Origin of the sequence: Streptomyces sp. NPDC088097, assembly GCF_044741845.1 — a bacterium.
GTDB lineage: Bacteria > Actinomycetota > Actinomycetes > Streptomycetales > Streptomycetaceae > Streptomyces.
In genome coordinates this window covers 93661-106759 of the sequence record NZ_JBIUTJ010000008.1, presented here as the reverse complement: position 1 = coordinate 106759, position 13099 = coordinate 93661, and the positions used below count along the sequence as shown (strand labels likewise).

The following is a 13099-nucleotide window of genomic DNA, read 5'->3' as shown; positions in this document are numbered from 1 at the left end:
AGAAGGAGCACGTGTCCACCATGGACGAGAAGGAAGTCCTGACCCGGTACAAGAACGGCCATCTGGACCGGGCCCAGGTGGCCGCCCTGCTGGCCGGCGCCGCCGCCACCGGTGCCACGGCCACCGCCACCGCCGCCACCGGTTCGGGACCCGTCGTCTTCCGCCTGCCGGACGCCTGGCCGCAGCAGGGCGCCGACGAGCCGTCCCCCGCCGCGGACCCCGCGCCCGTCGTGCCCCTCGCGGCACGGGCACCCCTCGCGTCGCCGTCCCCCGCCGCGGCGACCACCGGGTCGACCACCGAGCGGATCGCCGACCGGACGGTCGAGCCGATCGCGGTGGTCGGGATGGCCGGCCGCTACCCGGGCGGCCCCGACCTCGCCTCCTTCTGGCGGCACGCCCGCGCCGGGCACGACAGCTCCTCCCAGCCGCCGTCCGGCCGACCCGGCGTCGAGCGGGGCCACTACCTGGAGCGCGTCCAGGACTTCGACCCGGAGTTCTTCGGGATCGACGCGCACGAGGCCGCGCTGATCGACCCCCAGGAGCGGCTGTTCCTGGAGACCGCCTGGGAGGCCCTGGAGGACGCGGGTTGCACCGGAGGCCGCCTCGACGCCCTTACCGCGGCCGACGGCACGCCCCGCAGCGTCGGGGTGTTCACCGGCGCCGGCGCCGGTGACTACGTACTGCTCGCGGCCCGGACCTGGACGCCCGAGGGGTCCCGGCAGATCCCCGCCGGCGGCCCGTGGAGCCTGCCCAACCGGCTCTCCGCCCTGCTCGGCCTCACCGGCCCCAGCCAGTCCGTCGACACCGCCGAGTCCTCCGTGCTCGTCGCCCTCCACCTCGCCGTCGCCGCCCTGCACCGCGGCGAATGCGCCGCCGCGCTCGTCGGCGGGGTCCGACTGCTGCTGCACCCGTCCAGCCGGCGGCCCGGCGCGGGCGAAGGCGTCGGCGCGCTGCTGCTCAAGCCCCTCGCCCGCGCCCTGGCCGACGGCGACACCATCCACTGCGTGGTGCGCGGCAGCGCCGTCGGCCACACCGCACCCGACCCCGCCACCGGCCCCGGCCGCAGGTCCCGGGCCGCCGACCCGCGCCCGCAGGCCCCCACCGACGCCCCCGCGCTCCGAGTGCTGCGCGAGGCCCTGCGCGCGGCCGGGGTGGAGGCGTCCACCGTCACCATCGGCGAGGACGCCCGATCCGTACGCGCCCTCGTGGGCGACGCGGGCCCCGCGACCGGCGCCGCCGCCCTGACCCGGGCCGTGCTCCAGCTGCGCCACCGGACCCTGGCCGCCGCCCCCGACCGCCCCGAGGCACAGCCCTGGGAGAACGGGCGGAACGCGGAGAACGGCGAGAACGGGGAGAACGGCCGGACCGGGCCGGGCGCGCCCCGCCGGATCCGCGTCGGCGTGCGCGGCGCCGGCGGCGCCGAGGCGCAGGTGGTCCTGGAGGAGTACGTGCCCGCCTCCACCCCGCCCGCCTCCACCCCGCCCGCCGCCGCCCCGCCGGCCACGATCCCGCCGGCCCCCGACCGGGACCGCGCCGGCGGCGAGCTGTTCGTGCTGTCCGCCCCCACCCCCGCCCACCTGGCCGCCACCGCAGGCCGGTTCGCCGAGCTGCTCGGGGGACCGGGCCCGGTGCCCCCGCTCGACGCCCTCGCCCGCGCCCTGCGCACCGGCCGGGCCGCCATGGACTGCCGGTTCGCGGCCGTCGTCGCCGACACCGACGAACTCGCGCGGACCCTGGAGCGGTTCGTACGCGATGGGGCCCCCTGCGCCGACCTGCGCGACGGCGGCGCCGACCCGCTGCGGCTGGGCGGCGTACCGGAGACGGACGGGTACCTCGCCGCGCTCTGGCGCGCCGGGCACCTGCACCAGCTCCGCGGCCTGTGGCTGTCCGGGCTCGACGTCGACTGGACCGCGCTGGAACCGGCCCACGGGGCGGCCACCGTGGCCGTGCCGCTGCCCGCGTCCGCCTTCCTGCGCGTGCCGCTGTGGCTGGGTGGCGAGGAGGGGACGGCATGACCGCGCTGTCTTTCGACCCGATGGGGCCGGGGGAGAACGAGCCGGCCCCGGTCAACCTGTGGTTCTGCCCCAACGAGGACCTCGCGCCCGGCATCGCCGCGACCCTGGCCTCGTACTGGCTCGACGAGAACGAGCAGGAGGTGGCCGGCCGCTTCCTCTTCGAACGCGACCGCCGCCAGTACCTCGTCGCCCACGCCCTGGTCCGCCGGGTCCTGGCCCTGGAGACCGGCATCCCCGAGGCCGAGGCGATCATCTGGCGCTCCTCGCGCGGGCGCCCGTTCCTCCAGACCCCCGCCGGCGGCCTGCCGCGCGGCGCCGACACGCTGGACTTCAACCTCTCGCACGCCAACGCGTACAACCTGTTGGGCGTCTCCCGCGGCCTGCGCATCGGGGTCGACGTCGAGCGGCTCGACCGCGGCGAGCGGGGCCTGGACAACATCGTCGCGACGTTCGCCCCCGAGGAACAGGACTGGATCGCCAGGGCCGCCCCCGGACGGCCGCGCGACCGGCGCGTCCTGCGCCTGTGGACGCTGAAGGAGGCGTACTCCAAAGCCCGCGGGCTGGGGCTCGGACTGCCCTTCGACTCCTTCGTGTTCACCCTGGCCGAGGACCGGGGCGTCCTCTCCTTCCGCCCGCCCGCCGACGACTCGGCGGCGCGCTGGCGGTTCCTGGAGGTCGAGCCGGTGCCCGAGGTGCTGGCGGCGGTGGCGGTCGAGGTCGACGACGCGCGCCCGCCGGCCGTCCACCTGCACCACGGGTTCCCGTGGGGGCGGGCCGCGCCGCGCCGCCTGGTCCTGCCGGAACCCGCCGCGGTCTGAAACAGCCGCCCGCCCCGCATCCCCGCGGGGCCGAAAACAATCTCCCCGGAATTTCGCTCGACCATCGATCGAGACGCATGAGCGGAAACGCGCCGGACCTCGGATTATGCGGTTCTCCGGCGGTGATTCGGTGGTGATTCGACGGTGAATGCGCGGTGCGTCGACGGGATTTCGAGCGGAAATCGACCGGGCCGGCGGTGCGAGGACGGAGAATTGTGTTTTTCCGGATCTTCGCAGAAAGAGGTGGCCCGTGGACGCCGAGAGCGCCGTCATCGAGTTGGCCGAGGGCGTCCACGCGTACGTCCAACCCGAGGGCGGCTGGTGCCTGAACAACGCCGGCATCCTTACCGACGGCGGCCACAGCGCGCTCGTCGACACCGCCGCCACCGAGAGCCGGGCCCGCCGGCTGCGCCGGGCCGCCCTGAGTCTCGCGCCGCGCCCGCCGCGCGCCGTGGTCAACACGCACTTCCACGGCGACCACACCTACGGCAACTTCGTCTTCCCCGAAGCCCTGACCATCGGCCACGAGCGGACCCGGACCATGGTCCGGGCGGCGGGACTGCACATGGCCGGGCTGTGGCCGGACGTCTGCTGGGGCGACATCGAGGTCACCCCGCCCGAACTCACCTTCCGGGACGCCACGACGCTCCACGTGGGCGACATCCGGGCCGAGCTCGTCCACATCGGCCCGGCGGCCCACACCACCGACGACACGATCGTCTGGCTGCCCGACCAGGGCGTGCTGTTCACCGGCGACCTCGTGATGAACGGGGTCACGCCGTTCTGCGTCATGGGGTCCGTGGCGGGCTCGCTGCGCGCCCTGGACCGGCTGCGCGCCCTGGGCGCCACCACCGTCGTCCCCGGCCACGGGCCGGTCGGCGGCCCCGAACTCCTCGACGCCAACGCGGCCTACCTGCGCTGGATCCGCGACCTGGCCCGGGAGGGCGTCGCCGCCGGCGCGACCCCGCTCGAACTGGCCCGCGCCACCGACCTCGGACCCTACGCCGACCTGCTGGACACCGAGCGCCTGCTGCCCAACCTGCACCGCGGCTACGCCGAGGAACAGGGCCTGCCCGAGGGATCGCCGCTGGACGTCGGAGCCCTCTTCCAGGAGATGACCACCTTCCACGGCCGCCCCTCGGAGTGCCTCGCCTGACCCCCGGCCCCGGGCACCGCCCACGCCGAGACCCCTGCCGCAGTGACCGGCAGGGGTCTCGGTCGTTCGGAACGCGTACGCCCGCGCAGGTCAGACGTACTGTCCGCCCGGCACCGCGACGGCGCCCGGGGCCAGCAGGTTGAACCGCCGGATCAGCGCGTCCTGCTCCCGGCTGAGCGACTCGATCCGCTCGCCGAGCCGGGCGATCTCCCTGCCGAGCTCGACCAGGGTCGCCGCCGGGGCCGGCGCGCCCGGGCCGTCCGAGGGATCCCGTACGTCCGCGACGGTCGCCGCCCCCGGGACCGGCAGGAGGCCCCGGACCGGCAGGAGACCCGGGACCGGCAGGACGCCCGGGGCCGTCGGCGCGGGCCGGGGCAGGGCGAGGGACGGCGCGTGGCGCAGGATCGCCTCCATGCGCTCGCGCAGCGCGGGCCCGGGCTCGACGCCGAGGGCGTCCACCAACTGCCGGCGCGCCCGCTCGTAGACGCCCAGCGCCTCCGACTGCCGGCCGCAGCGGTACAGGGCCAGCATGTGGAGGTCGTAGAGCCGCTCGCGCATGGGGTGGCCGGCCGTCAGCCGCTCCAACTCCCGAGCGGCCTCGGCGTGCCGACCGCTGCGCAGGTCCGCGTCGTAGAGCGTCTCCAGCGTGGTCAGCCGCAGCTCCTCCAGCCGGTCTGCCTCCACCGCGCAGATGGGCCCCCGCGTGCTCCCTTCGAGCGCCGGACCGCGCCACAGGGCGAGGGCCCCGCGCAGCAGTTCGGCCGCAAGCCCTGGGTCGGAACCGAGCGCCGCCCGGCCCTCGGCGGACAGCCGGTGGAAGCGCTGGGCGTCGGTCGTGGCGCGGCCCCCGCGCAGCAGGTAGCCCATCGAACGGGTGGCGATCCACTCGTGGCCGTCCGCGTCCGGGGTTCCGCCCTGGTGCAGCAGCCGGCGCAGCCGGGCCACGTGCGCCTGCAGGGCGTTGGCCGCGCTCACGGGCGGCCGGTCGCCCCACAGTTCGTGGATGAGCCGGTCGGCGGACAGCACGTGTCCCGCCCGGACCACCAGGGCCCCGAGCAGCGCCCGCTGTTTGGCGCCGGCGGGCGCGACGTACGCCTGCGTGTGCCGGTCGAACACCTCCACCGGGCCCAGGACGCGGAAGTCCACTCCGATGTCGCCGTGTGCGTCCCGGACGCCGTGCGCGCCGAATTCCATGGTGCCTCCTCCCGGCGATCTGGCGGGATCTGCGGAAAGAAACCAAGACCGGCGGGAAAAAGAATGCGCCGGTTTTAATCTCCTGGGCGGAATCTACCACCGTGCTTTTGAGTCGCAACCGTTCGTGACGGAGGGCTGCTCGACCCCCACTTGAGAATTCGGATACGCCGCGTTGGATCCCGCTACGGTGCCGGAGTCGAAGGCTGAAAATCGATGGGACTCGACGACATACGGGGGAGACCGTGAAGATTCAGGTTCTGGGTCCGTTGAGTGCCGAGGTCAACGGGGGCTCGATTGTTCCGACGGCAGGCAAGCCCCGCCAGATCCTGGCGCTGCTCGCGCTCTATCCGGGGCGGGTGATGCCCGTACAGACCCTCATGGAGGAGATCTGGGGCACCGACCTCCCGCAGAGCGCGCTCACCACGCTGCAGACGTACATCCTGCAGCTGCGCAGGAGGCTGGGCACCGCCATGGGCCCCGGAGTTCCGGGCAGCGCCAAGGACGTGCTCGCGACCCGGCACGGCGGATACCTGCTGCAGATTCCGTCGGACGCGGTGGACGTCCACACGTACGACACGCTCGTGGCGGGCGGACAACACGCCTACGAGACGGGGGACGACGAGCGCGCCGCCTCCCTGCTGCGCAAGGGACTCGCCCTGTGGAACGGCCCGGCACTCGTCGACGTACGGGTGGGACCGATCCTGGAGATCGAGGTCATGCGCCTGGAGGAGAGCCGGCTCGTCACGGTCGAGCGGCGCATCGACGCGGACCTGCGCCTCGGGCGCCACGTCGAGGTCATCGCCGAGTTGACCGAGCTGATCGCCCGGCACCCACAGCACGAGGGGCTGCACTCGCAGGCCATGGTCGCGCTGTACCGTTCCGGCCGCCAGGCCACGGCCCTGGACGTCTACCGCAGGCTGCGCACCGGCCTGGTGGAGGACCTGGGCGTGGAGCCGTCCCCGCAACTGCAGCGCCTGCACCAGGCGATGCTGGCGGTTGACCCGGCGCTGGACATGGTCGCGGGCCCGCGCCGCGGATCGACGTTCGACCTGTACGCGGCCTAGACCGCCCGCGCCACCGGCCACCGGCCGCCGACCGACCTGCCGGGGGGCCGGTCGGTCGGCGGCCTTCCCGCGCCCCGGCACCGCGCCCCCACCTCCGCCGCGCACACGCCCGTTCGAGCCGGTCTCCAGCGGGATCGGCGAAGGTCGAGGCCTACGTGTTCGGTTCCAGGGAGGTGGCCATGGGCGGCGACGGGCAGGCCGTACGGCTGCACTGCTTCGCACACGCGGGGGCCGGGGTTTCCTCGTTCCACCGGTGGGACAAGCTCGCCGGCGGCGGGGTGAGGACCACGTCCTGGCTGCTGCCGGGACGTGACGAGCGGCGCCGTGAGATCCGGCTGACCGGCCGCGACGAGCTGCTGGCCGACCTCAAGCCCCTGTTCGAGCAGATCGCCGACGAGCCCGGCGTCCCCTACGTCCTGTACGGGCACAGCCTGGGCGCGACGATCGCCCTCACGGTCACGCAGGCCGTGCGGGAGTGGGGGCTGCCGATGCCGGCGCTGCTGGCCGTCGGGGCCAGCCCGCCGCCCGACGCACCGGCCGTCTTCGCCGACTCCGCGGAACTCACGGAGGCGGAACTGCTGCGCGTCCTGGACGAGTTCGACGCACTGCCGCCCGGCGCACGCCCCGGGGACGTCTGGTTCCGTTCGGTCTTCCCCGTGCTCCGCGCCGACCTCCGGCTCGCCCGCAACCTGCGGGCCGCCGCCCTCGCGCCGACGGTGTCCGCGCCCGTGCCCGTACCGCTGCTCGCGGTCGCCGGCCACGCGGACCCCCTCGTCGACGCCGCGGCCGCCGACGGCTGGGGGCGCTGGACCACCGAACGCCTCGTCCGGCGGACCGTGCCCGGCGACCACTTCTTCGTCCGGGGCCGCGAACTGCCCCGGATGCTCGGCCGGGCCGCCCGCATCGTGCGGCGCGGCCACCACGACCAGACACGACGAGGAGACGGGCGATGAGACGAGTCGTCATCACGGGCATCGGGGTCGTGGCCCCGGGCCGCCCGGGCACCAAGGAATTCTGGTCGCTGCTGACCGACGGCCGTACGGCCACCCGCGCCATCACCCTCTTCGACGCCACCGGCTTCCGCTCCCGGATCGCCGCCGAGGCGGACTTCGACCCGCTGGAGTCCGGGCTCACCGCCGAGCAGGCCGGGCGGCTGGACCGCGCCGCCCAGTTCGCCGTCGTCAGCGCCCGCGAGGCGCTTGAGGACAGCGGCCTGGCCGGCTCGTACGACGCCACGCGCACCGGGGTCACCCTCGGCAGCGCGCTGGGCTGCACCACCGGCCTCGACGCCGAATACGGAGTCGTCAGCGAGGGCGGCAGCCGAACGCTCGTCGACCACACCAAGGCCGTGCCGCACCTGTACGACTACTTCGTGCCCAGCTCGATGGCCGCCGAAGTGGCCCGCACCGTCGGCGCCCAGGGGCCCGTCGCGCTCGTGTCCACCGGCTGCACCTCCGGTCTCGACGCGATCGGGCACGCCGTCGACCTGGTCCGCGAGGGCAGCGCCGACGTGATGGTCACCGGCGCCGCCGAGGCGCCCATCACGCCCATCACCGTCGCCTGCTTCGACGCCATCCGCGCCACCTCCACGCGCAACGACGAGCCCGAGACCGCCTCCCGGCCCTTCGACCGGACTCGCAACGGGTTCGTCCTGGGGGAGGGCTCGGCCGTCCTCGTCATCGAGGAGTACGAGCACGCCCGCGCGCGCGGCGCCCACGTCTACGCCGAGATCTCCGGCTTCGCCTCGCGCAGCAACGCCTACCACATGACCGGCCTGCGGCCCGACGGAGCCGAGATGGCCGCCGCCATCACGGCCGCGCTCGACGAGGCGCGGCTGCTGCCCGAGCACGTCGACTACATCAACGCGCACGGCTCCGGCACCAAGCAGAACGACAAGCACGAGACCGCCGCCTTCAAGCGCAGTCTGGGACAGCGGGCGTACGAGGTCCCCGTCAGCTCCATCAAGTCGATGATCGGGCACTCGCTCGGAGCGATCGGCGCCCTCGAAGTGGCCGCCTGCGCCCTCGCCATCGAGCACGACACCGTCCCGCCGACGGCGAACCTGCACGAGGCGGATCCGGACTGCGACCTCGACTACACCCCGCTGACCGCCCGCAGGCAGCGCACCGACGGGGTACTGACCGTCGGCAGCGGCTTCGGCGGCTTCCAGAGCGCGATGATCCTGACCAGCCCCGACCTGAAGGCGGACCGATGAACACCGCTGCCGCCGCCCCCGCGCCGACCGCTCCCGCCGTCACGGCCCCCCGCCCCGCCGGCTCCCGGACCGCGGCCCCCGTCGTCACCGGCATCGGCGTCGCCGCCCCCAACGGCCTGGGCACCGGGGCCTGGTGGTCCGCCGTCCTGCGCGGCGAATCGGGCATCCGGCCGGTCGGCCGCTTCGACGCGAGCGGCTATCCGGCGAAGCTGGCCGGGGAGGTGCCCGGATTCGTCGACGCCGACCACGTCTCCAGTCGCCTGCTGCCGCAGACCGACCGCGTCACCCGGCTTTCGCTCGCCGCCGCCAAGGAGGCCCTCGACGACGCCGGGGCCGATCCCGCGCAGCTGCCCGACTACGCCGCGGGCGTGGTCACCGCCAACTCCTACGGCGGCTTCGAGTTCGGCCAGCAGGAGCTCCAGGCGCTGTGGAGCAAGGGCGGCCAGCACGTCTCCGCGTACCAGTCCTTCGCCTGGTTCTACGCCGTCAACAGCGGCCAGATCTCCATCCGGCACGGCCTGCGCGGAGCCTCCTCGGTGATCGTCTCCGAGCAGGCCGGCGGCCTCGACGCCGTGGCCCACGCCCGCCGCCAGATCCGCAAGGGCGCCCACCTCGTCGTCACCGGCGGCCTCGACTCCGCGCTGTGCTCCTGGGGCTGGGCCGCCCATCTCGCCGGCGGCAGGCTCACCGAGCGCGAGGACCCGGCCCGCGCCTACCTGCCCTTCGCCGAGGACGCGAGCGGCCACGTCGCGGGCGAGGGCGGCGCGCTCCTCGTCCTGGAGGACGCCGAGGCGGCCCGCCGCCGCGGCGCCCGCGTCTACGGCAGCATCGCCGGGCACGCCGCCACCTTCGACGCCGACGGGACCTCCCGGCTCGCCGCCGCCGCCGAACTCGCCCTCGCCGACGCGGGCGTGCGCCCCGACGAGGTCGACGTCGTCTTCGCCGACGCGGCGGGCGAACGCACGGCCGACCGCGTCGAAGCCGAGGCGATCGGCGCGCTGTTCGGCCCGTACGGGGTGCCCGTCACCGCGCCCAAGTCGATGACCGGGCGGCTCGCCGCCGGTGGCGCGGCCCTCGACGTGGCCGCCGCCCTGCTCACCCTGCGCGACCAGGTGATCCCGCCGACCACCGGGACCGGGCGCCCGGCCGACGACTGCCCGCTGAACCTGGTCACCGCGCCGACCCGCCCCGCGGCGGGCAGGCCCCTGCGGACCGCGCTCGTGCTGGCCCGCGGCCACGGCGGCTTCAACTCCGCCGTCGTCGTCCGCGCCGCCCCGGACGCCTGAACCCCGCCCCCACGCCCACCCCCACGCCCATCCCCACCGCACCTCACCCACCAGAACAGAGGGAGACCATGAACCGCCTGGAACTCGACGAACTGAAGCGCATCCTGCGCGAATGCGCGGGCGAGGACGAGGGCGTCGACCTCGACGGCGACGTCCTGGACCTGAACTGGTTCGAGCTGGGCTACGACTCGCTCGCCGTCCTGCAGACCACCGGATACATCGAGCGCGAGTACGACGTCATGCTCGACGAGGAGTCCATCGACGACGCGGACACCCCCCGCCGCTACCTCGCCATGGTCAACGAGGTGCTGGCGGCCAAGGCCGCCGTCTGAGCGGCGCCCGTCGCCGCCGCACCCCCGGCCCCACCGGGCTCGCGCCGCCGTCCACGCCGCCGCGACCCGGTGGCCGGCGCGTCCCGAGCGGCCCCTTCGACCCCGGGCCCGGTACCCATGTGTACCGGGTCCCTTCTCGCTGCCCGATCGCGGTCGCCGCGTCCTGAGGGTGGTGGCCCCGCGACGCTACCGTCCGCGCCGCCCCGCAGGACCCGCGCCCCATCGGTCCTCCAGCCGCTCCCCACCCGTCGTGGATAACTTCTGGACCCGACTCGACGACCACGAAGGACAGTCAGGAGAGCCCGCTGATGCACAGCCACGGCCCACGCCCGCACGGAGCGGAACAGCTCGGCGCCGCTCGACAGGACATCCCGTCCCCGACCGCCGAGAAGGGCTGACCCGGTGCGCAGGCCCTCGGACATCGACGCCCTGGAGCGGGTGCTGTGCGCGGCGCTCGGCTCCGACGCCCCCGTCTGCTCCCTCGCCGACCTCGACCACCTCTCCGGGGCCTTCGCGGCCCTGGACCGCGAAGTGGTGGAGCGCCCGACCCTGATCGGCGGCGGGGCCCTGTACAACCCGACGACCCCCGCCCCGGGGCACGACTTCCTCGACAAGCTGCTCCGCCGCGCGCACGCGCTCGGCGCCGAGCAGGTCCTCGTACCGCACGTGCGCCGGGTCGACGACACGCGCGCCCTGCGGGCGGCCGGCTTCGTCCCGGTCCCGGCCGGCGAGGAGTGCGCGGTCCGGCTGACCGGGGACGTGGACGAGGCGCTGCGCACCCGGATCGGCGCCGGCCGCCTGCGCGACCTGCGCCGCCGCCACCTCGCGCTGGCCCGCGAGGTCACCTGGGAGCGGATCCCCCTGAGCGAACTCGGCGGCAGACCCTGGGCGCGCGAGGCGTTCGTCGAACTCCACCTGCACGACGCGGCGCGCCACGGCGACAGCCACCACCCCTACGGCGCCGCGGCCCTCGACGCGCTGGCCGGCGGGCCGTGGCGCGAGCGCGCCGAGATGCTCGTACGCCGCCACAGGGGCGTGGTGGTGCAGGCCGGCCTGCTGATGGGATCGCACAACGGCCGGGGCGTCCACTACCTGACGCAGGCGATCCGCCACGACCACCCGCTCGCGGCCCGCAACCTGTACGTGGCGACCGTCTACGCCCTCTACCGCGACGCCCGGCGCGCCGGCCTGGACTGGGTCCACCTCGGCCGGGGCGGTGCCGAGGCCAAGCGCCGCCTGGGCGCCGACCTGGTCCACCCCCTCGACCACTGGCTGCACGCCCCCGGCCTCGCGCTCCCCGCCACCGGCCGGGCCCGGGAGCCGCGGCTGCCGGAGTTCGTGACCCCGCCCGTCGCCGACGCCGCCGTCCCCGGGCCGGTCCGGGACCGCCACCTGCCCCGGTTCGACACGGTGGACCTGTCGAGCAACACCAACGCGCTGCTCGGCGCCGAGGCCCAGTACCCCGACCTCGACACCTCGGACCTCGCCCGGGCGTACCTGGGCGCGATCTCGAAGCTGCCCGGTGACGGCGGCGTCGCCGCACTGGACGCCGACCACGTCCTGTTCACCCACGGCGCGGTCGACGGCGTCGCCCTGCTCCTCCAGGCCCTGACCGCCCCCGGCCACCGGGTCGTCGTCACACCGCCCGCCTTCGAGGCCTACGCCCATCGGGCGGCCCTGTCGCGCCTGGTCGTCGTCGGGGCGCCGCTGCGCGGCGAGGACCTCGCGGAGCTGGACACCGAGCGGATCCTGGCGGCGGACGCGCGGGTCACCTTCCTGTGCGACCCGAGCGACCCCGTGGGCACCCGGCTCGACCGCGAGCAGGTCCTCGAAGTCGTCTCGAACAGCGCGGGCCTGGTCGTGATCGACGAGGCGTACGTCGAGTTCAGCGAGGACCCCTCGTACGCCGACCTGCTCACCCGCCACGACAACCTCGTCGTGCTCCGTACGCTCTCCAAGGCCTGGGGCCTCGCCCGCGCGCGCTGCGGAGTGCTGCTGGCCGCCCCCGGCCTCGTCGAAGGGCTGCGCCGGGTACAGGTGCCCTTCGGGTTCACCGCCCCGGCGCAGGACGCCGTGCGCGCCCGACTGACCAGCCCCCGGCAGGCGCTGGCCACCTTCCCCCTGATCCGGGCCGAGCGCGCGCGGATGGCCGCGGCGTTGGCCGCGCACCCCTTGGTGGACCGGGTGTTCCCCTCGGAGACGAACTTCCTGCTGGTCCGGCTGCACAAGCACGACCACGTCCTGGACCTGCTCCGACGCGCGGGGATCCTCGTCGCGGACACCTCGCACCTCGTCGCGGACACGTGCCGCGTCGGCATCGGCACGCGCCGCGCGAACAACGCCCTGCTCGAAGCCCTTTCCCTGCGCTCCCTGTGACCTGCGCTCCCTGTGAGGCGACCCCACGAGCCGGCGCGGCGGCGACGGCTCCGAACCGGCGGGCGGCCGGCCCCTCGGGGCCGGCTCGTTACGCGAGGTCGTCGCGGGTGACCAGGCGGTGGGAGACCTGCCATCCGTTCGAGGCCCTGACCAGCACGTCCTCCATCACGCACACCCGGTGCACCGTCGACTCGCCGCCGCGCACGGTCAGGTACACCAGGGCGTAGCTGCGGGTCTCCAACGAACCGTCCGGCCGCTGCCGCACGTCGAGCATGCCGAGCCAGTGCCGCATCTGCTCCCCGGCCGCGGCCTGGTTCTGCTCGTTGCGCCGGACGTTCGAGGCCAGGGCCGCACGGCCCACCACCGGCGCCGGCAGCGTCGGTACGTCGAAGACGGCGTCCTCGGTGAACGTCAGCGCCCACGGCTCGGCCTCGAAGGAGTCGAACAGCTGCATCTGGCGGGAGTAGAACTGCTGCACCTGCGCGTACAGCAGGCCGAACCCCCCCTCCCGCTCGCCGGCCGGGCTGGTGGACGCCTCGATGGTGTTCGTCGCGGTCATCGCGGTGACTCCGTTCCTTCGGTTCCCCACAGCGTCTGCGGCGCCGATCGAGCGCCCTTCGAAGATTCCTCAAGCGCCGCTGCC

The 13099-nt window shown here is 74.9% G+C and carries 11 protein-coding genes; 9 read left to right on the top strand and 2 right to left on the bottom strand.

The features are described from left to right. Positions 1–20: 20 nt before the first annotated feature. From ACIOD1_RS22995 to ACIOD1_RS22985, 3 genes are all read left to right on the top strand, one after another. The gene (locus ACIOD1_RS22995; protein WP_365622436.1) at positions 21–2015 is read left to right on the top strand and encodes a polyketide synthase; all 1995 of its coding nucleotides are present in this window, start codon (positions 21–23) and stop codon (positions 2013–2015) included. After that, positions 2012–2833 carry a 4'-phosphopantetheinyl transferase superfamily protein gene (locus ACIOD1_RS22990; RefSeq protein ID WP_365622433.1) on the top strand — a complete coding sequence of 274 codons (822 nt, stop codon included), beginning with the start codon at positions 2012–2014 and terminating at the stop codon, positions 2831–2833. Before ACIOD1_RS22995 ends, ACIOD1_RS22990 begins: the two co-directional genes overlap by 4 nt. 250 nt (positions 2834–3083) lie before the next feature. Then, complete coding sequence (locus tag ACIOD1_RS22985) at positions 3084–3989, top strand: MBL fold metallo-hydrolase (protein WP_401904307.1); 906 nt, start codon at positions 3084–3086, stop codon at positions 3987–3989. Between the two features lie 90 nt (positions 3990–4079). On the opposite strand, the gene ACIOD1_RS22980 is transcribed toward ACIOD1_RS22985, so the two are convergent. Further along, positions 4080–5183 (bottom strand): BTAD domain-containing putative transcriptional regulator, encoded by a 1104-nt coding sequence (locus ACIOD1_RS22980; protein ID WP_401904305.1) that lies wholly within the window; start codon positions 5181–5183, stop codon positions 4080–4082. 242 nt (positions 5184–5425) lie between these two features. On the opposite strand from ACIOD1_RS22980, the gene ACIOD1_RS22975 reads away from it, so the two are divergent. The 6 genes from ACIOD1_RS22975 (at position 5426) to ACIOD1_RS22950 (ending at position 12456) form a co-directional block, all read left to right on the top strand. After that, positions 5426–6247 carry an AfsR/SARP family transcriptional regulator gene (locus ACIOD1_RS22975; RefSeq protein ID WP_365622424.1) on the top strand — a complete coding sequence of 274 codons (822 nt, stop codon included), beginning with the start codon at positions 5426–5428 and terminating at the stop codon, positions 6245–6247. Positions 6248–6402: 155 nt separating this feature from the next. Further along, positions 6403–7200, top strand: coding sequence for an alpha/beta fold hydrolase (locus ACIOD1_RS22970; protein WP_365622421.1), 798 nt, complete (start codon positions 6403–6405; stop codon positions 7198–7200). After that, positions 7197–8462 carry a beta-ketoacyl-[acyl-carrier-protein] synthase family protein gene (locus ACIOD1_RS22965; protein WP_365622418.1) on the top strand — a complete coding sequence of 422 codons (1266 nt, stop codon included), beginning with the start codon at positions 7197–7199 and terminating at the stop codon, positions 8460–8462. The genes ACIOD1_RS22970 and ACIOD1_RS22965 overlap by 4 nt, the downstream gene beginning before the upstream one ends. Then, positions 8459–9748, top strand: coding sequence for a ketosynthase chain-length factor (locus tag ACIOD1_RS22960; RefSeq protein ID WP_365622415.1), 1290 nt, complete (start codon positions 8459–8461; stop codon positions 9746–9748). The genes ACIOD1_RS22965 and ACIOD1_RS22960 overlap by 4 nt, the downstream gene beginning before the upstream one ends. A gap of 68 nt (positions 9749–9816) precedes the next feature. Continuing rightward, complete coding sequence (locus ACIOD1_RS22955; protein WP_365622412.1) at positions 9817–10080, top strand: acyl carrier protein; 264 nt, start codon at positions 9817–9819, stop codon at positions 10078–10080. A 402-nt stretch (positions 10081–10482) separates the two neighbouring features. Further along, positions 10483–12456, top strand: a complete 1974-nt coding sequence (locus tag ACIOD1_RS22950; RefSeq protein WP_401904302.1) for a pyridoxal phosphate-dependent aminotransferase — start codon at positions 10483–10485, stop codon at positions 12454–12456. An 88-nt stretch (positions 12457–12544) separates the two neighbouring features. On the opposite strand, the gene ACIOD1_RS22945 is transcribed toward ACIOD1_RS22950, so the two are convergent. After that, entirely contained in the window at positions 12545–13015 is a 471-nt protein-coding gene (locus tag ACIOD1_RS22945; RefSeq protein WP_365622406.1) for a nuclear transport factor 2 family protein, read from the bottom strand. Positions 13016–13099 lie beyond the last annotated feature (84 nt).